Here is a 19,967-nt window from a genome sequence, read left to right on the forward strand (position 1 = left end):
GGTCTCTCGGCTCAAGGTCTCTCGGCTCTTCGGGCGGCCACCGTTGGGCAAGCCGTCCGGCGAGGCAAGCGCCGCGCGAGGCAAGGCCGTCCCTAGCCGAACTGCTCGCGCAGGATGCGCTCGTCCATGCTGTGGCCGGGGTCGTGCAGCATCACGAGGTCGGTCGAGCGGTCGAGCTGGGTCTCGACGCGGGCGACGCGGCGGAACTCGGTGTGGTCGGCCACCGCGGCGACGGGGCGGAACTCGGGGTCCTTCACCTCGATGCGGATGCGGGCGTGGTTGGGCAGGAGCACGCTCGCCTGGCGGCGAGGACGGAAGGCCGAGATCGGGGTGAGGGCGATGAGCTGGGCCGAGATCGGCAGGATCGGGCCGCCGACCGAGAAATTGTAGGCGGTCGAGCCGACCGGCGTCGCCGCCAGCACCCCGTCGGCGATGAGTTCGGGCAGGCGCACCTGCCCGTCGATGGAGATCCTGAGCTTCGCGGTCTGGTGGGTCTGGCGCAGCATGTAGACCTCGTTCACCGCCCGCGCCGTGTGGGTGAGGCCGAGCACGTCGGTCGTCACCATCAGGAGCGGGTGGACGACGCTGCGCTGGGCCTGCTCCAGGCGGTCCGGCAGGTCGTCGAGGTGGAACTCGTTCATCAGGAAGCCGACCGTGCCGCGGTTCATGCCGTAGATCGGCTTGGCCGTCCCCATGAAGCGGTGGAGGGCCTGCAGCATCAGGCCGTCGCCGCCCAGGCCCACCACCACGTCCGCCTCCTCGGGCGGCACGTGGTCGTAGCGCTGCATCAGGAGGGCGGCGGCCTCGCGCGCGTCGGTGGTCGGGCTCGCGATGAAGGCGATCCGGTTGAAGCGCCGCGCCATGCCCGTCCTGCCCCGCTTGACGCCGCGGCGCCCCGTCCCCCAGGTCGGGAGATCGGAATCCGCCCTCACCGGAGACGCATAGCATGGAGCGCGGGCTTCTCGTCTACACGACCTTTCCGGACGCCGAGACCGCGCTCGCGGTCGGCGAGGCGCTGGTGCGCGAGGGGCTCGCCGCCTGCGTCAATGTCCTGCCGGGGATGCGCTCGGTCTACGCCTGGAAGGGCGCGGTCGAGCGCGGGGAGGAGGTGGTGGCCCTCCTCAAGAGCCGCGAGGGGCTGGCGGAGCGCCTGGGCGCCGCCCTCAAGGCCCGCCACCCCTACGAGACGCCGATCGTCCTGCACTGGCCCGTCGGCGCCGACGCCGGCACGGCGGCGTGGCTGCTGGCCGAGACGGGCGGGGCGCCGGGGCCGGCCTGAGCGGCCTCACTCGGGCAAGCGGCAGCCCGCGCGGGCCAGCATGTCCGCGACGAGGAGCGGGGTGGCGGGCGTCTCGGCGCGCCGCTCGCGGTCAACCGCCGCGAGGACGCGCCGGGCCGCGCCGTCGTCGATGCCGAGCGCGGTCCGGCACAGGCCGGAGGTCCGCTCGCGCGGGCGGGCCGCCTGCACGAGCGCGCCGGTCGCCTCGCCGAGGCCCGCGAGGTAGGCGGTGAGCACCTGCCGCGCCGTCGGGTTGCGGGGCGCCTCGTCGAGCATGGCGGCGACCTGCGCCACCGAGATGCGGCCCTCCGCCGTCGAGGGCGTCCCGGCCGCAGCGAGGCAGGGTGCGGATGCCAGGGAAGCGACCATCAGAGCGGCGGAAGGGCGGAATGTGCGGCGCATGGGGCAGATCCTCGGCGGACACCCCCATATCGTTCTGCGGCGTAAAATGATTGTCAAACGATAATTTCAGCCGTAGAAAGGAGCCGACAGGAGCCCCGCCATGCCCCCGATGCCCGACCCCGTCTCCACGGCCCGCCGGCAGGCGAGGCTGCGCCGGCTCAGCCGCGCCATGGCCGCGCTCTGTCTCGCCCTGGGGGCAGGCGTGCCGCTCGCGCTCGCGGTCTACTGGCTGGTGGCGCCGACCCCGGCCATCCTGGCCAAGGCCGGCCTTCCGAGCCCGGAGGGCGGGGCGGTGCTGGGCCTCCCGCTCCGGCTCGCCGCCCTCGCGGTGTCGCTGGTCCCGGTCGCGGTCCTGCTGCGCGGCCTGATGCACGCACGCGCCTGCTTCCGCGCCTTCGCGGCCGGGCGGATCTTCGCGGCGGAGGCGGTCGAGAGCCTGCGCGGCTTCGCGGTCGCGGTCTTCGGCGCGACGCTGCTCCAGCCCGTCGCCGGGGCGGCGCTGTCGGTGCTGCTGAGCTGGGGCGGGCCGTCCGGCCGGGGCGCGCTCGTCGTCTCGGTCGGCTCGGACACGCTGCTGTCGCTGCTCTTCGCCGGCACGGTCGCCGTCATGGCGCTGGTGCTGGCGGAGGCGCTCGCCCTCGCCGACGAGAACGCGCAGTTCGTCTGAGCCGATGGCGATCCGCGTCAGACTCGCCGTGCTGCTCGCCGAGCGCGGCGTGAAGTCCAAGGACCTCGCCCGGCAGGTCGGCATCACGGAGGCCAACCTGTCGCTGCTCAAGCAGGGCAAGGTGAAGGGCATCCGCTTCGAGACGCTGGAGCGGATCTGCCGCCACCTGGACTGCCAGCCGGGGGACCTCCTGCGCTACGAGGAGGATCCCCCGTGAGGGCCCCGGGACCCTCACCCCTGCCCCTCTCCCGCACGGGAGAGGGGGTCCCTGCGCTGCCCGCGCCTCGTCGCGAATCGGCCGGCGAATTCGGCGGATCTGCCGCCTTCCTCTACGTTCATCGAGACAATGTGATCGTCGCGCGCAGACGCGAGGCCCCGGTTCCCCCGGGTGACGCGGGCACGAGGGCTGGGCTAGGATCGGCCGGGATCCCGCGCGAGTGCGGGACGGCAACCGACGACTGGAACCCGCGCCCGCGATGACCGTGATGCTGCCCTGATTCGACGTCCGGCCCGCCGGCCGTCGCGCGCGCTTCTCTTCTGTCCGGAGGATCTGCGATGACGGTGTCTTCAGCCTTCTCGTCCGGCTACGCGGCGGCGCGCCCGGCCGTGCACCGGATCGGCACGGCCGACCTGATCACGGCGCTGCGCAAGGGCGCCGAGGATTTCCTCGAGAACCCGACCCACATCCTGTTCATCGTGATGATCTACCCGATCGCGGGCGTGGTCATCGCCGCCGCGACCTTCGAGAACAACCTCGTCCCGCTGCTGTTTCCCCTCGCCTCCGGCTTCGCGCTGATCGGCCCCTTCGCGGCGATCGGCCTCTACGAGATGAGCCGGCGGCGCGAGCAGGGCCTGTCCACCAACCTCATGCAGGCCTACGCGCCGCTCACCACCCGCTCGCCCCGCGCGCTCCTGGCGATCGGCCTCGTGCTGACCGCGATCTTCCTCGCGTGGCTGACCGTGGCGATGGGGCTCTACCGGGCGCTGTTCGGCGGCACGACCTACGAGTCCGTCACGGGCTTCGCGGCCCAGATCCTCACCACGCCCCGCGGCTGGGCGCTCATCGTGCTCGGCAACCTCGCGGGCGCGGCCTTCTCGCTCCTCGCGCTCGCGGTGAGCGCGGTGTCGATCCCCCTCGTGATCGACCGCGACACCGATGCGGGCACGGCGATCGAGACCTCGGTGGACCTGATGCGCGAGAACCCCGTTCCGATGATGCTGTGGGGCGCCATCGTGGCCGGGCTCCTCGTCCTCGGCATGGCGACGCTGTTCGTCGGCCTCGCCCTGGTCCTGCCGATCCTCGGCCACGCCACGTGGCACCTCTACCGGCGGGCGCTCGGCGCCTGATCGACCAGCGCCGCGTAGGTCAGCACCCGCAATTCGCGCCGCAGCGGCAGGGCCGAGGACGGCATCAACTGGGTCAGGAGGATCACGAACAGGTCCTCCGCCGGGTCGATCCAGAAGGCGGTCGAGGCCGCGCCGCCCCAGGCCACCTCGCCCGGCGTGCCGAGGATCTGCGCCTTGGCCGGGTCGAGCATGACCGAGAAGCCGAGGCCGAAGCCGATGCCGCTGTAGCTCGATTCCGAGAAGCGGGGCTGGCCCATGTCGGCGAGGTCGCCGCGCAGGTGGTTGGCGGTCATCAGCGCGACGCTCTTGCGCCCGAGGAGCCGCACGCCGTCGAGGGCGCCGCCGTTGAGGATGAAGCGGCAGAAGCGCGCGTAATCGGCCGCCGTCGAGACGAGCCCGCCGCCGCCGGAGGCGACCGCGCGCGGCCGGGCGTAGCGGCCCTCCCGGGCGTCGTCGATGAGCGCGAGCCGCCCGTCCGGCCCGTAGGCGTAGTTCGAGGCGAAGCGGTCGAGCTTCTCGCGCGGCACGTGGAAGTCGGTGTCGCGCATGCCGAGCGGGCGGATGACGCGCTCGCGCAGGAAGCCGTCGAAGGGCATTCCGGAGACCACCGCCACGAGGTGCCCGAGCACGTCGGTGGCGATCGAGTAGTTCCACTCCGCCCCGGGCTGGGAGAGGAGCGGCAGCGCGGCGGCCTTGGCCACCACCTCGGCGAGCGAGGTCTCGGCGGTCTGGAAGTCCACGCCCTCGTCCCGGTACATCGCGTCGACGAGCGTCGATTCCATGAAGCCGTAGGTCAGGCCCGAGGTGTGGGTGAGGAGGTCCCGGATGGTGATGTCGCGCTCGGCCGGCACGCTCTCCCACTTGCGGCGGCTGCCGCCGGTGAGCACCCGCATGCCGCGGAACTCCGGCAGGAAGCGCGTGACGGGATCGTCGAGCTGGAAGCGGCCCTCCTCGTAGAGCATCATCACGGCGACCGAGGTGAGGGGCTTGGTCATCGAGTAGATGCGCACGATGGTCTCGGGCGCCATCGGCCGGTTGCGGTCGAGGTCGCACAGGCCCCGCGCGCGCGACCATACCACCGCGCCGCCGCGCCCCACCGTCACCGAGAGGCCCGCGAGCCGGCCCGCCTCCACGTAGGCGCGCATCCAGGCGTCGATGCGCTCCAGGCGCTCGGAGCAGAGGCCGACCGCCTCGGGCGTCACGGGGGTGGATTCCTGCACGGCGGCGCTCCTGCTCGCGGGTCCGGTCCGTGCTTCTATCCCGCGCCGACCCGCGGCGTCACCGGCCGATTGACCCCAAGCGGAGCCGGTGCCATGCCGGGCCGCAACGACCCCGGGAGACACGCCGCCGATGCCCCTGCCCGACCGTCTCGCCCGCGCGCTCGCGCTCCCGGTCGTCGCCTCGCCGATGTTCATCGTCTCGGGGCCGGACCTCGTCATCGCGCAGTGCCTCGGGGGCGTCGTCGGCTCCTTCCCGGCCCTCAACGCCCGGCCCAAGGAGGCGCTCGGCGAGTGGCTGACCCGGATCGAGGAGGCGCTCGCCGCCGCCAGGGCCGCGGAGCCGGACCGGATCGTGGCGCCCTTTGCTGTCAACCAGATCGTCCACGCCTCGAACGACCGGCTGGAGCACGACCTCGCGGTCTGCGCCGAGCACCGGGTGCCGATCATCATCACCTCGCTGCGCGCGCCCGACGCCGTGGTGGCGGCGGTGCACGGCTGGGGCGGCCTCGTCTTCCACGACGTGACCACGGTGCGCCACGCCGAAAAGGCCCTGGAGGCCGGGGTCGACGGGCTGATCCTCGTCTGCGCCGGGGCCGGCGGGCATGCCGGCACGCTCAGCCCCTTCGCCCTCGTCGGCGAGGTGCGCCGCTTCTACGACGGGCCGCTCATCCTCTCGGGCGCCATCACCACCGGCTCGGCGATCCTGGCCGCCCAGGCGATGGGGGCCGACCTCGCCTACATGGGCACCCGATTCATCGCCACGCAGGAGGCCAACGCGGCGCCGGCCTACAAGGAGATGATCGTCGGCACGAGCGCGGCGGACGTGGTCTACACGCCCTTCTTCACCGGCGTGCCCGGCAATTACCTGAAGCCCAGCGTCGCGGCGGCGGGCCTCGATCCGAACGCGCTGCCCGACTCCGACAAGACCAAGATGAACTTCGGCTCGGGCACCACCAAGGCGTGGCGCGACATCTGGGGCGCCGGCCAGGGCGTCGGCACCATCGACGACGCGCCCCCCACTGCGGAGGTGATCGCGCGCCTCAAGGCCGAGTACGCAGCGGCGCGCGAGGGGCTGGTCGCGCGGGCGTCCTGACCGCGCAGGCCTGCCCCGCACCCGGCGCTTGCCGGCCGGGCACGGCCCTCGCATGGTCGCGCCCGCAATGGTTGTCACAGGCGTGAGGTTCCGATGCCCACCAATCTCTCCGTGAACGGCTCCCGGCTCTGGGACACCCTGATGGTCTCGGCGAGCATCGGCACCGGGCCGCGGGGCGGCCTGCGGCGGCTCACCCTCACCGAGCCCGACCGGCTGATGCGCGACCAGCTCGGGGCCTGGGCGCGGGAGGGCGGCTACGCGCTCACGGTCGACCGGCTCGGCAGCATGACCCTGCGCCGCCCCGGCACCGCGCCGGACCTGCCCCCGGTGCTCATCGGCAGCCACCTCGACACGCAATGGGCGGGCGGGCGCTTCGACGGCATCCTCGGCGTGCTGGCCGGGCTCGAAGTGCTGCGCACCCTCGACGACCTCGGCATCGCGACCAAGCGCAGCATCGAGGTGGTGAACTGGACCAACGAGGAGGGCGCTCGCTTCTCGCCCCCGATGCTCTGCTCGCTGGCGTGGTCGGGCCAGCAGACCCCCGAATGGGTCGAGGGCCGGGTCGACCGCGACGGCACCCGCTTCTCGGACGCGCTCGCCGCGATCGGCTATCGCGGCCCCGAGCCGGTCGGCGGGCGCACCATCGACGCCTATTTCGAGCTCCACATCGAGCAGGGGCCGGCGCTCGACGCGGCCGGCGTGCCGGTGGGCATCGTCACGGGGGGCTATCCGAGCTGCGGCATGCGCATCGCCGTCGACGGCGAGACCGCCCATACCGGCCCAACCCCGATGGCCGAGCGCCGCAACGCACTGGTGGGCGCCGCCATGGTGGCGGTCGCCGTCAACGAGATCGGCTGGGCGCACGCGGACACCGACGCCAAGGCCACCGCGGCGCGGCTCGACCTCGTGCCGAACCTGCCCGGCACGCTCTCGGAATACGCCGAGCTGTTCATCGACATGCGCGCGCCCGCCCTGGAGACGCTGGAGACCATGAAGGCGTCCCTGCACGCCGCCCTGCCGGACTGCGCCGCGCGCTCGCGCACGGCGATCCGGGTCGCGGAGGAATGGGGCTTCGGGGTCTTTTCCTTCGACGACGGGCTGATCGGCCTCCTGCGCGAGACCGCCGGGCGGCTCAACGTGCCGACCATGGACCTGCGCTCGCAGGCCGGCCACGACGCCTACCACGTCGCCCGCGTCGCGCCCGCCTGCATGATCTTCACGCCCTGCCGGGGTGGCATCACCCACAACGAGGCGGAGGACATCGCCCTCGACGCGACGCTGCCCGGCGTGACCGTGCTGCTGCACGCGGTGCTGGCCCGGGCGAACCGCTGAACGGCCCGCACCGATTGAACAGGCCGGCGCCGCGAACGGTCACGCCGCCGGGGCGCAGGAGAATCCGCCCCTCGGGCGGACCGCCCGGCGGCGAAGAACCAGTGAAACCGTGTAGACGCGGCCGGCGGCGGCTTGACGGCGGGCCGGCCTGATCTAGCTGCGGGGCGGCGCGCGTCTTGCGCGCCCGCCTCGGGGCGCCCTTCTCGGGATTGAGATCATGTCGATGACCCGCCGCACCGTTCTCGCCGCCGGTCCCCTGGCGGCCGGCAGCGCCGCCGGCCTCCCCGGCGGGGCCGCCGCGCAGGCGCCCGCCCCCGCCGCGGCGCTGCCGTCCGTCTACCGCTACGCGGTGGGCGACGCGACCGTGACGGCCCTGCACGAGGGCATGGCCGCCCGCCCCCTCGACGCGAGCTTCGTGCGCAACGCGCCGCTGCCCGACGTGCAGGCGGCGATGGAGCGCGCCTTCCTGCCCAAGGAGCAGCTGCCGATCACCTTCACGACGCTGCTCCTCACGCTCGGCGGGCGCACCATCCTCGTCGACACGGGCTTCGCCGACAACGGCCCGCCCACCACCGGGGGCACGCTGCGGGGCCTCGCGGCGGCCGGGATCGAGCCGGCGCGCGTCGACGTGGTGGTGATCAGCCACTTCCATCCCGACCACATCCAGGGCCTGCGCCGCAAGGACGGCTCCCCCACCTACCCGAACGCGCAGGTGCTGGTGCCCGAGCCCGAGGCGGCGTTCTGGATGGACGAGACCCGGATGGCCAACCCGCCGGAGGCCCTGAAGGGGACGCTCGGGGCGGTCAAGCGCGTGTTCGGCGGCAACGACCTCAAGGTCGAGCGCTACGGCTGGGGCAAGGAGATCGTGCCGGGCCTCACCAGCGTCGAGGCGCCCGGCCACACGCCGGGCCACACCGCCTTCCTGGTCGGCACCGGCGCGCGCAAGCTGGTGGTGATGTCCGACGTCACCAACCACCCGGCCCTGTTCGTGCGCAACCCCGACTGGTCGGCGGTGTTCGACATGGATGCCGACCAGGCGCGGGCGACCCGCCGCCGGATGCTGGAGATGGCGGCGTCCGAGCGCCTGCCGGTCGCCTTCTACCACGCCCCCTTCCCGGCCGCCGGCCACATCGCCAAGGCGGGCAACGGCTACGAGCTGGTGCCGCTGCAATGGGGCGTCGCCCCGGCCTGAGCAGGGAGCCGCAAGAAGGCGGGACGCTGCCGCTACCAGCACTGAGGTGGGCAACTGATCCTGAGCCCTTCCGCTCCCCTCACCACCGCTTCTGCTTCACTGCGGCACCCTCCCGGGACCCTCATCCCTACCCTTCTCCCGCACGGGAGAAGGGATCCCGCGCTCACTGCGGGACCGGTCGGAACCAGGGTGGGCGCGCCCGCTCAGGCCGGATCGGCGGGCGCGAGGTCGGCCGCCGCCACCAGCGCGCGGGTGTATGGGTCCCGCGGGTGCTCCAGCACCGCGGCGGTCTCGCCGCGTTCCACCTCGTGGCCATCGCGCAGCACCAGCACCGTGTCGGCGAGCGCGCGCACCACCGCGAGGTCGTGGCCGATGAACAGGTAGGCGAGGCCGTGGCGGGCCTGGAGGTCGCCCAGGAGCGCGACGATCTCCCGCTGCACCGTGCGGTCGAGGGCCGAGGTCGGCTCGTCGAGCACCACCACCCGCGGGCGCAGGATGATCGCGCGGGCGATGGCGATGCGCTGGCGCTGCCCGCCCGAGAAGGCGTGGGGGTGGCGGTGGCGCGTCCGGGGATCGAGGCGCACCTCGGCGAAGGCCTCGGCCGCGCGGGCGTCGCGCTCGCGGGCGGAGAGGCCGGGCGCGTGGACGCGCAGGCCCTCCGCGACGATCTCGCCCGCGCTGAGCCGCGGCGAGAGCGAGCCGTGCGGATCTTGGAAGACGGGCTGGAAGAAGCGGCGCAGGGGCCGCAGCGCGCCCCGGTCGAGGCGGGTCAGGTCGCGGTCCTCGAAGCGCACGAGCCCGGTGGCGGCCGGTTCGAGCCGCAGGAGCGCCCGCCCGAGGCTCGACTTGCCCGAGCCCGACTCGCCGACGACTCCGAGGGTCTGCCCGGCCCGCAGAGTGAGGTCGATCCCCTGCAGGGCGCGGCGCGGGGCGGGGCGGGAGAAGAGGCCGCCGCGGCCCGGATAGGAGACCGTCAGCCCGCGCGCCTCCATCACCACCGGCGCCCCCGCGGGCACCGGGGCCTTGCGGCCGCGCGGCTCGGCGGCGAGGAGGTCGCGGGCCTCCGGGCTCTCGGGATGCGCGAAGATCCGCTCCGTCGGTCCCGCCTCGACGAGGCGGCCCGCCCGCAGCACCGCGACGCGCTCGGCCATGCGGCGCACGAGGCGCAGGTCGTGGGTGATGAACAGCATCGCGAGCCCGAGCCGGGCCTTGAGGTCGGCCAGCAGCGCGAGGATCTGCGCCTGCACGGTGACGTCGAGGGCGGTGGTCGGCTCGTCGGCGATGAGCAGGTCGGGCTCGCAGGCGAGCGCCATCGCGATCATCACCCGCTGGCGCTCGCCGCCGGAGAGTTCGTGCGGGTAGGCCGACAGGCGCGCGCCCGCATCGCGCAGGCCCACGAGCGACAGGAGGTCGAGGGCGCGGGCGCGGGCCTGCGCGCGGCCGAGGCCGCGATGGGCATGGAGCGGCAGGGCGATCTGGCGGCCGACCGGGAAGAGCGGGTCGAGGGCGCTCATCGGCTCCTGGAAGACCATGCCGATCCGCGCGCCCCGGATCCGGTCGAGGGCGGGACGGGCGAGCCCGATCAGCTCGGTGCCGTCGAACCGCGCCGAGCCCGAGACCCGGGCCGCCTCGGGCAGGAGCCCCATCACGGCGAGCGCCGCCTGGCTCTTGCCCGAGCCGGATTCGCCGACGAGGGCCAGGGTCTCGCCGCGGGCGATGGCCAGGTCGAGGCCGGCCAGCGCCGGCACGCCGCCATAGGCCACCGAGAGGTCGCGGATCGCCAGGAGCGCCACGTCAGGCCGCGCCCGGATCGAGGGCGGCGCGCAGGCGGTCGCCGACGAGGTTCAGCGCCGCGAGCGTCGCGACCAGGAAGGCGGCGGGCGCGACGAGCATCCAGGGCGAGGTCTCGATGCTGCGCGCGCCCTCGGCGATCAGCACGCCCCAGCTCGTCATCGGCTCCTGCACGCCGAGGCCGAGGAAGGACAGGAAGCTTTCCAGCAGAATGACCTTCGGCACGAGCAGCGCCGCGTAGGCCACCACAGGGCCCAGCGCATTGGGCACCACGTGGCGGCGCAGGATGGCGCCCGTGGAGACGCCCAGCGCCTCGGCGGCCCGCACGTAGTCGCGGCGGCGGATCGACAGGGCCTCGCCGCGCACGATCCGGGCCATGTCGAGCCACTCCACCGCGCCCACCGCCACGAACACCAGCACGACCGAGCGGCCGAAGACCACCACCAGCAGGATGACGAAGACGATGAAGGGCAGGGCGTACAGGATGTCGACGAGCCGCATCATCGCGGCATCCGCCGCCCCGCCGAGATAGCCCGCGAGCGCCCCGTAGGCGACGCCGATGAGCAGCGCCACCGCGGTGGCGAGGAGCCCCAGCGCCAGCGACACCCGGCCCCCCACGAGGATGCGGGTGAGGAGGTCGCGCCCGAGCGCGTCGGTGCCGAGGAGGAAGCGGGTCTCGCGCACGGGCGCCGTCACGGTGAGGCGCCGCCCGTCCGCGTCCCGCGCCGCGACAGTGGCCGGGCCGAACAGGTCGGAGCGGGCGAAGAAGGTGAGCACCCGCTCGTCGATGGGGCGGTCCGACGCGAGGGTGAGCCGGACCGTGCCGTCCGCGACCGCCACGTCCTCCGCCCGCACCCGCATGCGCAGCGCCAGCCGCTCCAGGGCCGGGACGATCGTCTCGGGGCGCGGATAGACCGCGAGCGAGGGCGGCGTGCGGGGATAGTCGTAGGCAATGCGCGCGAAGGCGTGGCCGGTGAGCGCCGGGCCGGCGAGGCAGGCGAGCGCGATCAGGCCCAGCACCGCGAGGCCGGCGAGCGCCCACGGATCGGCGAGCAGCCGGCGCCGGGTGCGCCCCGCGAGCGAGAGGTCGGCGGCGCTCATGCGTGGCGCACGCGCGGGTCGACGAGCGCGTAGGCGAGGTCGACGAGGAGGTTGAACATCACCACGAACACCGCGACCAGCACCACGGTGCCCATCACCAGCGTGTAGTCCCGGTTGAGCGCGCCGTCGACGAAGGCGCGGCCGATTCCGGGCAGGCCGAAGATCGTCTCGACCACCACCGAGCCGGTGAGGAGCCCCGCCGCGGTCGGGCCGAGATAGGAGATCACCGGCAGCGCCGCCCCGCGCAGCGCGTGGAGCGCGATCACCCGCCGGGGCAGGCCGAGCGCGCGCAGCGTGCGCATCGGCGGCGTCGCCAGGACGTCGAGGAGGGCGCCGCGGGTGAGCCGGGCGATCGCCGCCACCTGCGGCAGCGCCAGCGTGACGACCGGCAGCACGAGATGGGACGGCGCGCCGCCCTCCCAGCCGCCCACCGGCAGCCAGCGCAGCGAGAGGCCGAAGGCGATCTGCAGGAGCGGCGCCACCACGAAGCCCGGGACCGTGAGCGCGACCGTGCCGAAGGCCAGCACGGCGTGATCGAGGGCGCCGCCCCGGCGGGCCGCCGCGAGGCCCCCGAGCCCGACCCCGAAAACAAGCGCCGCGAGGAGGGCGAGCGCCCCGAGCGTCATCGAGACCGGCAGGCCGCGCCCCAGCAGTTCCGCCACGCTCATGTCGCGGACCGAGAAGGAGGGGCCGAGATCGCCCGTGAGGAGCGCGCCGAGGTAGCGCGCGTACTGCACGGGGAGCGGCTGGTCGAGGCCGTAGACCCGGCGCAGGTTCTCCATCGCGGAGGGCGCGAGCGGGCGCTCCAGGTCGAACGGCCCGCCGGGCGCGAGGCGCACGAGGAAGAACGACAGGGTGACGACGAGGAAGAGGGTCGGCACCGCCTGGACGAGGCGGCGCAGCACGAACGGGATCACGGCCGGCGCATGGTCTCCGCCGGGATCAGCCGCCCGGCGCGGGGCGCAGGGTAGGCCATGCGGCGGCGCGGCGCCATTGGGGCCGCGCGTCCCGTGCGGCCCCGATGGCGCCGGTCAGGATGCCAGCGAGAGCCAGCGCGTCGGCGCGACGCCGCGGATGTTGGGGCGCATGCCCTTCAGCCGCGGCGCGATCAGGTGCTTGTGGCGGTAGTGGAGCAGGGGGATCCAGGGCAGGTCGGCGAGGAAGAGCGCCTCGGCGCGGTGGAGCAGGCCCGCCCGCTGCTCCAAGTCGACGGTGCCGGCCGCCTCGCGCATCAGCGCGTCGTAGGCCGGGTTGGCGTAGCGCCCGGAATTGAACCCGTCGTTGCCGCTCTCGACCAAGAACAGGAAATTCTGCGGATCGGAATAATCGGCGATCCAGCTCATCCGGGCGAGATCGAAGGGGCCGCCGTCGCGCAGATAGGCGAAATGCGTCTTGGCGTCGGTGTTGACGAAGGCGGTCGCCACGTTGAGCACCCGCCACATCTCGGCGATGGCCACCATCGTGTTGCGGTTGTTGTCGGTGGTGTTGTAGCGGATCTCGACCGTGAGCGCCCGCCCGCCGGGGCCGAAGCCGGCCTCGCGCAGGAGCGCGACCGCCCGGTCCTCGCGCTCCAGGGGCGAGAGATCCCGGCCGGGCATCAGCGGCGGGGGCAGGGCGTTGTCGAGCCCGTCCGGCGTGAAGGAATAGGCCGGCAGCATGGTCTCGCCCCAGACGGCCTCGGCCAGGAACTCGCGGTCGATGGCGAGCGAGAGGGCGTGGCGCACCCGCGGATCGCCCAGCGGGGCCTTGCGCAGGTTGACCATGAGGGCCAGCACCCCCAGCGCCGGGGTGAGCACCACCTGATCGCCGAAGCGCGCGCGCAGCGACCGGATCTGGTCGGCCGGCAGGTCGTCGAGGGAATCGATCTCGCCCGCCGCGAAGCGCCGCACCGCGGCGGCGACGTCGGGGGTCGGGATGTAGGCGACCCGGGGGATGCGCACGCTGGCGGCCTCGCGGAAATGCGGGTTGCGCACGGCCGTGATGCGGTCGTTCGGCGAAAAATCCTCCAGGCGGTAGGCCCCGTTCGAGACGAGCCGGCCCGGCCGGCTGAAGGTGTCGCCGAAGGCCGCGAGCGAGGGCCGGTGCACCGGCGTCGAGGCCTGGTGCGTCATCAGTTCGAGGAGGTAGGGGGTCGGGCGCTCGAGCTCGACCACCAGGGTGAGCGGGTCGGGCGCCGCGACGCCGAGGTCGGCCGGCGGCACCGCGCCCCGGTTCACCGCCTCCGCGCGGCGCAGGGGGAAGAGCACGTTCGCGTATTTCGCCCCCGTCGCCGGGTCGAGCATGCGGCGCAGCCCGAAGGCGAAATCCTCGGCGACGACGGGATCGCCGTTCGACCAGCGCCCGTCGGGGCGCAGGGCGAAGGTCCAAGTCAGGCCGTCCGGGGACGACGACCAGCGCGCGGCCGCCCCCGCCACCAGCGTGCCGCCCGCGTCGTAGGCGGTGAGGCCCTCGAACAGGTCGAGCAGGATGGTGGCCTCGGCGAGCGTCGAGGTCTTGTGGGGATCGAGCGTCTCGGGATCGGCCCCGTTGCCGCGCCGGTAGAGGGCGGAATCCGCGCCGCGCGCCGGCCCCGCGGCGGCCGCGAGGCACAGGCCCGCCAGAAGGTCGCGGCGACGGAGATGGCGGCGCAGGGGGGTGCTCATGGGGCGCTCAGGCGCCGGTATCGGCCTGCAGGCCCGCCGCCTCGATGCCGGAGACCGCCGCGGTCTCGTCGTTGTCCGAGGTGTCGCCCGAGATGCCGACCGCGCCCAGGATGCGGCCCTGGTGCCGGATCAGCACCCCGCCCGGCACCGGCACCAGCCCGAAGGGGCCGGCGACGTGGTTCACCGCGGCGACGAAGTAGGCCTGCGCCTCGGCCCGCGTCGCGATGGCGCGCGAGCCGATGCCGAGCGCCAGCGCGCCGTTGGCCTTGGCGGCGGCGATCTCGGCCCGCTTCAGGCTCGTCCCGTCCTCGACCGAGGCCGCCTTCAGCGCCCCGCGCGCGTCCAGCACCACCACGGCGAGCGGCTTGAGGGCGAGGCTGCGGGCGGTGGCGAGCGCGGTCGCCACGATGGTCTGGGCGGCATCGAGCGTCAGGTCGGACATCGGGGGCTCCGGACGGCAAGGGGATGGGCTGAGGGGATGCGGGCTCCATAGCACGGTCCGGCGGCCGGGTGGATGCGCCGGCCCGCGCCTTCCTTGTCAGTCCGCCCGAATGCACCTACTAGGGCAGCGCCCGATCGAAGCGCGATCGGGCGCTGCCCTCAGTTTTTGATGTGCTGCATTGTCTGCGACGAACCAGTATCCGCTTCGTCGAACAATGCTCCAGAAGCCTCGGCCTGTCTCTCCGCAAACAACGTCCTCCATCCGGTCGCACGAGAGTCGATCACCACATGCACGCTGACGATTCTCTTGTGCATCGTGCCCAGAGCTTGCGCAGCAAACCGGATGAACTGAGAGAGCTTGCCCGCGGCGCATTGCATGCGGAGCTGACGCCGGTCGAACTGGTGCATCTCGGCATCCTCGCCCGGGACAGCGGATTGCGCGACGAAAGCTTGGCGCTCTTCGACCGGGCGACGGCGATCGCGCCGACCGACATCGCGGCCCGCTACGAGAAGGCGACCGTGTTCCTGCACGAGGGCGACCACGGGGGATGCCTGGAGCTCCTGCGCGGGCTCCTGCGGGACTGGCCCGGCGAGGAGCGGGCCCACCTCATGGCGGCCCGGGTGCTGCACATCGCGGGACGGCACCCGGAGGCCGATGCGCATCTCGACCGGATCGGGGACGAGGGGGCGTTCGGGCGGGAGGCTCGGATCCTGCGCGAGTTCGGCCTCTACCAGGAAGAATTTCCGCGCGAGCGGGCGCTCGGCCTCGCCCGCTCGGTGGAGGGGTCGGCCGCGCATCTCCCGGTCGACCGGGTGGCCGAGCGGATCGCCGGCGCGCTGCGGGAGCGCAGGGGCTTCAGCCTGGTCCGCGCCGGGGACGGGGAAGGGGCCTTCGTCACGCTCGGGGCCGAGGACGAGGCGCGGTTTCCCGCCCTGTACGCCCAGAACCGCCGCGACCGCGCCCGGGTGTGGTTCGCCGATGCGGTCGATCCGAACGCGGATCCCTGGCTGTCGGAGGCCACGCGCGTCACCCAGGTCCTGGCCGAGGCCGACATCGTCGGGCTGCCCTATCCGGGCTGGCTGGAGCACGAGTACCGCATCGCCAGCATCACCGGCATCACCGCCCTCACCAACGCCCTGCGGGCGCCGCGGGAATTCGGGGCGGCCACCTGCAGCCAGCTGGTCCACATCGACCTGCACACCAGCGGCCTGCTCTACGACTTGATGCGGGGCGAGCGGCGGATCGGGCTGATCTCCTGCCAGCGCGCCCTGCCGAGCCTGCTGCGGGAGGCGTTCGGCTTCGAGGAGGTGGAGTACCATCACGTCCCCGGCGAGAAGGGCCACGGGCACCTGCTGTCCCGGGCGGCCGTGGAGGGGACGCACTGGCCCGACCGCTACCGGGAGATCATGGCGGCGCTCGCGTCGCGCCGTCTCGACGGGATGCTCTTCCTCGTCGCCGCCGGCATCCTCGGCAAGCTCTACTGCTCCCAGATCCGGCGCTCCGGCGGCGTCGCCATCGACATCGGGTCGATCGCGGACGGCTGGGCCGGCGCCAGCACCAGGCCCGGCCTGTCGCGGCTGGCGATCCCGGGCGCGGGCCGCACCCGGCCGGACACGGACGGACGGGGAGACGATCCCCCGATCGACACGCGCCTCGTGCGGTTGGTGCGGGACATCCTGGAGAACGGCCGGCACCTGATCCTCGACGGGTCGTTCGACCGGGAGATCGGGGCCTATGTCGACCAGGAGACGACCAGGATCCGCGCCCCGGAAGCCATCCTGGCCGACCTCCATCACCCGGACCGCCGCGCCCTCCTCGATTTCGGGTGCGGAACGGCCGACCTGCGCGGCATGATCGAGGGTTTCGGCTACGACTGGCGCGGCGTGAACCATGTCGACGGGATGGCCGCCGAGGTGCGGGACCGCGCGCGCGCCGACCCGAGGATCGACTTCTACGACGGCCGCCGCCTGCCGTACCGGGACCGGTCCTTCGATGTCGTCTACTCGTTCCAGGTCTTCGAGCACGTCAGCGACCCGCACGCCTCTTTCGCGGAGATCGCCCGCGTGCTGAAGCCGGGCGGGTCGCTCGTCGGCGCGGTGAGCTACCTGGAGCAGATCCACGACTACTCGATCTTCAATTTCACGCCCTACGGCCTGAAGCACGCCGCGCAGCGGGCCGGCCTCGATCTGATCCGCCTCTATCCCAGCTACGATGTCTACACCTGGATGGCGCGCCGGCTCCTCGTCGTCACGACGGGGTCGGACGACACCCCCCTCTCGCCGATGCTGACGCGCGAGAACGCCATCCACGAGGAATTCCTGAACTACGGGGCCCGCCTGGGCCTGTCGCCGCGGCAGATCAACCTGATCCGGCTGATGTTCTCGGCCCACATGTCGTTCCACATCGTCAAGCCCCAGCCGGCCGCGGGAGCGAAGCGCCGCGGCGGCCTGGGGCGGCTGGGGCGCCGGCTCGGCCGGTGGGCACGGCGCCGGCTCGGGGGGGGGGGGGGGGGGGGGGNCGCGCGCGGACGGCAGGCGCTCCTCGCCGATCCGATCACGGGCACCGAGATGCAGGCGGTCGGACGGCTGCCCTGACGCGGCCGGTAGCGGCGGCCGATATCGGCCGCCGCTACCGGCCGCGTCAGGGCAGCCGTCCGACCGCCTGCATCTCGGTGCCCGTGATCGGATCGGCGAGGAGCGCCTGCCGTCCGCGCGCGTCGCGCCCCGTGCCGGCGGGCGTGACGGCGATCAGCACCGCGCACATCAGCCCGACCGCCACGAGGCCGAGCACGCCGCCCACGAGATCGGCCCATCGTTCGAGACGGGTGATCACGAACAGGCCGGCCGCGAAGACCGCGGTGACGAGGAGCGGGACGAGGGGAGTAGCGGACACGTGATCGGGTCTCCTGGAACGGCATGAGGCGAAGGAACGCCTTCGCCGCCCTTCGGCTCCACGAGGGCCGGGCCGGAACCCGCCGCCGCCGGCCGCCAGCGTGTGGCGGCGCTACCATTCGGTTCTCCCGCGGCCCCATCCGTGACAGGATGGCGGCCTCCCGCAGAGGAGGCCGATCATGATCCGTCTGCTCGCCTATTCGAGCTTCTTCGTGATCCTGCTTACCGGCATCGCCATCGCGGCCGGCGCCTGACGGCACGGGGCCGCCCGCCGTCCGGGCTCGGCGCGCGGGCAGCCTTAAGGCCGGCGCCCCGTCAATGCCCCTGGGCGTGTCCCGCGCCGTCCTGCAGGGCACCCACCGCCCGCACGTCCGTCGCGCGGGCGCAGTCGGTCTCGCTGCCCCAGGTGCGGCACACGCGCAGCCACGCCCGGGCATCGTCCGCGCATTGCCCGAGAAGCTGTCCGGCCGCCTGCCTGAGATCGCCCTTGGGCGAGGCGGCGGTCTGCTGCTTGTGGGCCTCCTCGCGCAGGCAGTCGCGCAGCCGCTTGTCCAGTTCGAAGCTCTGAGCGCCGGCCGAGACGCTCCAGCCGGTGAGGGCGGCGACGAAGAGGGATCGGACGAGGACGGCACGCATGCCGGACCTCTACCGCACGAGGATTACCGCATCCTCACCGTCCGTCGCCCGGCGATCCCGCCGCGGGGGCGTGGTCACGATGCGCAGCCATCGGGCGCGGCCGCCGGCCCGGACCCGCCCGGTCCGGCCCGCGATGAGCGAACCGGGCCACTCATACCAACGGCCCAGGATGCTGACGCATCGATCTCGATCCCGGGCAGGCCCGGGATCGACGGGGCCGTTGAGTTATCTCGAATTTTCGACATCAAGCCCAGAAATCCGGGATCCTGGGCTTGACGAAAATTCGAGAGCGGAACCAACGGTCATTGGAAATGACCGTTGGTATCAGATCTGCCTCGGCCCGCGTTGCACACGGTCCACGACAGGCGAACACGGCCGTGCCGTGGGAAGGAGNAAAGGCTTGGCGAAAATTCGAGAGCGGAACCAACGGTCATTGGAAATGACCGTTGGTATCAGCACTCGAATCAAATGCAATCCATGTTAATTACAGTGGGGCAGGGGGGCCAACACCGCATGTGATTCGCATTGCCGAGCTATGTCTAAGTAGAAGAAGGAGGGTATTCGAAAAATTTACGATCGCTCCTGCGGAACAGCAGGAACAAGGGTCACCCCGTGCTGTTGGTGGTCGTTCTCAAGGGAGACCACCATGGCTCAGATCGACGGCACCCCCGGTCCTGACCGCCTCACCGGTACGCTCGCAGCCGACGTCATCAATGGCTTGGCCGGCGATGATGTTCTTCTGGGTCTCCTCGGAGACGACCAGATCAACGGCGGCCCAGGCTTCGACCGCATCGACGGCCAGGACGGCAACGACACCATCGACACCGGCGGCGATACGGACTACGCGGCCGGCGGGCCGGGCAACGACGTCATCTACGGCCGGGGCGGCAACGACCAGCTGATCGGCGAGGCCGGCGACGACCTGATCTACGGCAACGAGGGGGACGACTACGCCGCGGGCAATCCCGGCAACGACAGCCTCTTCGGCGGCGACGGCAACGATTTCTTCGTCGGCGAAGCCGGCAACGACCTCGTGGTCGGCGATGACGGGAACGACTTCGTGGCGGGCGGCGACGACAACGACGACGTGTCCGGCGGAGCCGGGGACGACCTCGTCGACGGCGACCTCGGCAACGACACGCTGAACGGCGGCGGCGGCCGGGACGTCCTGTACGGCGATGCCGGGGATGACCGCCTGCTCGCCGGCAACGGCGACGACATCGCGCTCGGCGGGCTCGGCAACGACATCATCTTCGGCGAGTTCGGCGACGATCAGCTGCTCGGCGAGGATGGCGGCGACTTCATCGGCGCCGGGGCCGGCAACGACTACGTGTCGGGCGGGGCGGGCGACGACAACCTGTTCGGCGAGGACGGGACCGATCTCCTGTTCGGCAATGCTGGGAACGACCGCCTGACCGGCGGCGCGGGCAGCGACACCTTCGCGTTCGGCGCGGGCGACGGGACGGATCTCGTGACCGACTTCGTGATCGGCGGCGCGGAGCGGGACGTCGTCGCGTTCAACAACGGCGCCTTCTCGTCCTTCGCCCAGGTCCAGGCCGCGTCGCGGCAGGTCGGCGCCGACACGGTCATCTCCTACGGCAACGGCGACAGCCTGACGCTGGCGAACACGCAGGCCACGACCCTGACGGCCGACAACTTCACGTTCAGCTGAGCGCGAAGCGACCCGTCGCGCGGCCGGTCCCGAGCCGGCCGCGCGCCCCTGCGCACCGCACCCGTCGGTCCCGGTCGCAGGCGGGCAGGCTCGCCCGCGGCCGAATGATCCCAGATCCGCCTGATCCCTTCGGGATGGCGGATCTGGGCTTCGCTCAGTCGTGCGGAGCTTCCGGCGCCGCCGCGCGGGCTCGGGGGGGGGGGGGGGGGGGGGGGGGGGGGGGGGGGGGGGGGGGGGGGGGGGGGGGGGGGGGGGGGGGG

At 73.0% G+C, this 19,967-nt stretch carries 20 protein-coding genes; 9 read left to right on the forward strand and 11 right to left on the reverse strand.

Annotated features, from left to right (window positions below):
- Nucleotides 1-92: 92 nt before the first annotated feature.
- Nucleotides 93-863 carry an NAD kinase gene (locus ACKUB9_RS25130; RefSeq protein WP_407528299.1) on the reverse strand — a complete coding sequence of 257 codons (771 nt, stop codon included), beginning with the start codon at nt 861-863 and terminating at the stop codon, nt 93-95.
- Between the two features lie 83 nt (nt 864-946).
- On the opposite strand from ACKUB9_RS25130, the gene cutA reads away from it, so the two are divergent.
- The gene (gene cutA / locus ACKUB9_RS25135) at nt 947-1,279 is read left to right on the forward strand and encodes a divalent-cation tolerance protein CutA (protein WP_407528302.1); all 333 of its coding nucleotides are present in this window, start codon (nt 947-949) and stop codon (nt 1,277-1,279) included.
- Between the two features lie 6 nt (nt 1,280-1,285).
- Here the strand turns inward: cutA and ACKUB9_RS25140 are convergent, their stop codons facing one another.
- Nucleotides 1,286-1,681, reverse strand: coding sequence for a chlorophyllide reductase (locus ACKUB9_RS25140; RefSeq protein WP_407528305.1), 396 nt, complete (start codon nt 1,679-1,681; stop codon nt 1,286-1,288).
- 100 nt (nt 1,682-1,781) lie between these two features.
- Here ACKUB9_RS25140 and ACKUB9_RS25145 point away from each other — a divergent pair, with 100 nt between their 5' ends.
- The 3 genes from ACKUB9_RS25145 (at nt 1,782) to ACKUB9_RS25155 (ending at nt 3,695) form a co-directional block, all read left to right on the forward strand.
- Nucleotides 1,782-2,348: a DUF2975 domain-containing protein gene (locus ACKUB9_RS25145; RefSeq protein ID WP_407528307.1), complete on the forward strand. Its 567-nt coding sequence runs from the start codon at nt 1,782-1,784 to the stop codon at nt 2,346-2,348.
- Between the two features lie 4 nt (nt 2,349-2,352).
- Nucleotides 2,353-2,565 (forward strand): helix-turn-helix domain-containing protein, encoded by a 213-nt coding sequence (locus ACKUB9_RS25150; protein ID WP_407528310.1) that lies wholly within the window; start codon nt 2,353-2,355, stop codon nt 2,563-2,565.
- A gap of 338 nt (nt 2,566-2,903) precedes the next feature.
- Nucleotides 2,904-3,695 carry a DUF2189 domain-containing protein gene (locus tag ACKUB9_RS25155; protein ID WP_407528313.1) on the forward strand — a complete coding sequence of 264 codons (792 nt, stop codon included), beginning with the start codon at nt 2,904-2,906 and terminating at the stop codon, nt 3,693-3,695.
- Here the strand turns inward: ACKUB9_RS25155 and ACKUB9_RS25160 are convergent.
- A complete protein-coding gene (locus ACKUB9_RS25160) occupies nt 3,671-4,915 on the reverse strand; it encodes a serine hydrolase domain-containing protein (RefSeq protein ID WP_407528316.1) in 1,245 nt (414 codons plus the stop codon). The two genes, ACKUB9_RS25155 and ACKUB9_RS25160, sit on opposite strands and share 25 nt — an antisense overlap.
- A gap of 130 nt (nt 4,916-5,045) precedes the next feature.
- On the opposite strand from ACKUB9_RS25160, the gene ACKUB9_RS25165 reads away from it, so the two are divergent.
- From ACKUB9_RS25165 to ACKUB9_RS25175, 3 genes are all read left to right on the forward strand, one after another.
- The gene (locus tag ACKUB9_RS25165) at nt 5,046-6,008 is read left to right on the forward strand and encodes an NAD(P)H-dependent flavin oxidoreductase (RefSeq protein WP_407528318.1); all 963 of its coding nucleotides are present in this window, start codon (nt 5,046-5,048) and stop codon (nt 6,006-6,008) included.
- 93 nt (nt 6,009-6,101) lie between these two features.
- The gene (locus ACKUB9_RS25170; RefSeq protein WP_407528321.1) at nt 6,102-7,340 is read left to right on the forward strand and encodes a Zn-dependent hydrolase; all 1,239 of its coding nucleotides are present in this window, start codon (nt 6,102-6,104) and stop codon (nt 7,338-7,340) included.
- Nucleotides 7,341-7,557: 217 nt separating this feature from the next.
- Nucleotides 7,558-8,532 (forward strand): MBL fold metallo-hydrolase, encoded by a 975-nt coding sequence (locus ACKUB9_RS25175; RefSeq protein WP_407528324.1) that lies wholly within the window; start codon nt 7,558-7,560, stop codon nt 8,530-8,532.
- A gap of 203 nt (nt 8,533-8,735) precedes the next feature.
- Here the strand turns inward: ACKUB9_RS25175 and ACKUB9_RS25180 are convergent, their stop codons facing one another.
- From ACKUB9_RS25180 to ACKUB9_RS25205, 6 genes are all read right to left on the reverse strand, one after another.
- Nucleotides 8,736-10,325, reverse strand: a complete 1,590-nt coding sequence (locus tag ACKUB9_RS25180; protein ID WP_410823860.1) for an ABC transporter ATP-binding protein — start codon at nt 10,323-10,325, stop codon at nt 8,736-8,738.
- Nucleotide 10,326: 1 nt separating this feature from the next.
- The gene (locus tag ACKUB9_RS25185; protein WP_407528327.1) at nt 10,327-11,424 is read right to left on the reverse strand and encodes an ABC transporter permease; all 1,098 of its coding nucleotides are present in this window, start codon (nt 11,422-11,424) and stop codon (nt 10,327-10,329) included.
- On the reverse strand, nt 11,421-12,341 hold the full coding sequence (locus ACKUB9_RS25190) for an ABC transporter permease subunit (protein ID WP_407528329.1): 921 nt from the start codon (nt 12,339-12,341) through the stop codon (nt 11,421-11,423). The genes ACKUB9_RS25185 and ACKUB9_RS25190 overlap by 4 nt, the downstream gene beginning before the upstream one ends.
- Before the next feature lie 114 nt (nt 12,342-12,455).
- Nucleotides 12,456-14,066, reverse strand: coding sequence for a peptide ABC transporter substrate-binding protein (locus tag ACKUB9_RS25195; protein ID WP_407528332.1), 1,611 nt, complete (start codon nt 14,064-14,066; stop codon nt 12,456-12,458).
- A 7-nt stretch (nt 14,067-14,073) separates the two neighbouring features.
- Nucleotides 14,074-14,508 (reverse strand): GlcG/HbpS family heme-binding protein, encoded by a 435-nt coding sequence (locus ACKUB9_RS25200; RefSeq protein WP_407528335.1) that lies wholly within the window; start codon nt 14,506-14,508, stop codon nt 14,074-14,076.
- Nucleotides 14,509-14,666: 158 nt separating this feature from the next.
- Nucleotides 14,667-14,915: a hypothetical protein gene (locus ACKUB9_RS25205; RefSeq protein WP_407528338.1), complete on the reverse strand. Its 249-nt coding sequence runs from the start codon at nt 14,913-14,915 to the stop codon at nt 14,667-14,669.
- Between the two features lie 201 nt (nt 14,916-15,116).
- Here ACKUB9_RS25205 and ACKUB9_RS25210 point away from each other — a divergent pair, with 201 nt between their 5' ends.
- Nucleotides 15,117-17,102, forward strand: coding sequence for a methyltransferase domain-containing protein (locus ACKUB9_RS25210; RefSeq protein WP_432760191.1), 1,986 nt, complete (start codon nt 15,117-15,119; stop codon nt 17,100-17,102).
- Nucleotides 17,103-17,148: 46 nt separating this feature from the next.
- Here the strand turns inward: ACKUB9_RS25210 and ACKUB9_RS25215 are convergent, their stop codons facing one another.
- Complete coding sequence (locus ACKUB9_RS25215; RefSeq protein WP_407528343.1) at nt 17,149-17,400, reverse strand: hypothetical protein; 252 nt, start codon at nt 17,398-17,400, stop codon at nt 17,149-17,151.
- A gap of 314 nt (nt 17,401-17,714) precedes the next feature.
- Nucleotides 17,715-18,035: a hypothetical protein gene (locus tag ACKUB9_RS25220; protein WP_407528346.1), complete on the reverse strand. Its 321-nt coding sequence runs from the start codon at nt 18,033-18,035 to the stop codon at nt 17,715-17,717.
- Between the two features lie 646 nt (nt 18,036-18,681).
- Between ACKUB9_RS25220 and ACKUB9_RS25225 the strand changes: the two genes are divergently transcribed.
- A complete protein-coding gene (locus ACKUB9_RS25225; RefSeq protein WP_407528349.1) occupies nt 18,682-19,707 on the forward strand; it encodes a calcium-binding protein in 1,026 nt (341 codons plus the stop codon).
- Nucleotides 19,708-19,967: the final 260 nt, after the last annotated feature.

The organism is Methylobacterium oryzisoli, from assembly GCF_046557895.1.
In the GTDB taxonomy this organism is placed as follows: domain Bacteria; phylum Pseudomonadota; class Alphaproteobacteria; order Rhizobiales; family Beijerinckiaceae; genus Methylobacterium; species Methylobacterium oryzisoli.

Excerpts from the sequence above, each read along its gene's own strand:
- ACKUB9_RS25155 (WP_407528313.1), top strand. The coding sequence starts at position 2,904 with ATGACGGTGTCTTCAGCCTTCTCGTCCGGCTACGCGGCGGCGCGCCCG.
- ACKUB9_RS25185 (WP_407528327.1), bottom strand. The coding sequence starts at position 11,424 with ATGAGCGCCGCCGACCTCTCGCTCGCGGGGCGCACCCGGCGCCGGCTG.
- ACKUB9_RS25140 (WP_407528305.1), bottom strand. The coding sequence starts at position 1,681 with ATGCGCCGCACATTCCGCCCTTCCGCCGCTCTGATGGTCGCTTCCCTG.
- ACKUB9_RS25175 (WP_407528324.1), top strand. The coding sequence starts at position 7,558 with ATGTCGATGACCCGCCGCACCGTTCTCGCCGCCGGTCCCCTGGCGGCC.
- ACKUB9_RS25170 (WP_407528321.1), top strand. The coding sequence starts at position 6,102 with ATGCCCACCAATCTCTCCGTGAACGGCTCCCGGCTCTGGGACACCCTG.
- ACKUB9_RS25225 (WP_407528349.1), top strand. The coding sequence starts at position 18,682 with ATGGCTCAGATCGACGGCACCCCCGGTCCTGACCGCCTCACCGGTACG.
- ACKUB9_RS25200 (WP_407528335.1), bottom strand. The coding sequence starts at position 14,508 with ATGTCCGACCTGACGCTCGATGCCGCCCAGACCATCGTGGCGACCGCG.
- cutA (WP_407528302.1), top strand. The coding sequence starts at position 947 with ATGGAGCGCGGGCTTCTCGTCTACACGACCTTTCCGGACGCCGAGACC.
- ACKUB9_RS25165 (WP_407528318.1), top strand. The coding sequence starts at position 5,046 with ATGCCCCTGCCCGACCGTCTCGCCCGCGCGCTCGCGCTCCCGGTCGTC.
- ACKUB9_RS25220 (WP_407528346.1), bottom strand. The coding sequence starts at position 18,035 with ATGCGTGCCGTCCTCGTCCGATCCCTCTTCGTCGCCGCCCTCACCGGC.
- ACKUB9_RS25195 (WP_407528332.1), bottom strand. The coding sequence starts at position 14,066 with ATGAGCACCCCCCTGCGCCGCCATCTCCGTCGCCGCGACCTTCTGGCG.
- ACKUB9_RS25205 (WP_407528338.1), bottom strand. The coding sequence starts at position 14,915 with ATGCACCAGTTCGACCGGCGTCAGCTCCGCATGCAATGCGCCGCGGGC.
- ACKUB9_RS25130 (WP_407528299.1), bottom strand. The coding sequence starts at position 863 with ATGGCGCGGCGCTTCAACCGGATCGCCTTCATCGCGAGCCCGACCACC.
- ACKUB9_RS25145 (WP_407528307.1), top strand. The coding sequence starts at position 1,782 with ATGCCCCCGATGCCCGACCCCGTCTCCACGGCCCGCCGGCAGGCGAGG.
- ACKUB9_RS25150 (WP_407528310.1), top strand. The coding sequence starts at position 2,353 with ATGGCGATCCGCGTCAGACTCGCCGTGCTGCTCGCCGAGCGCGGCGTG.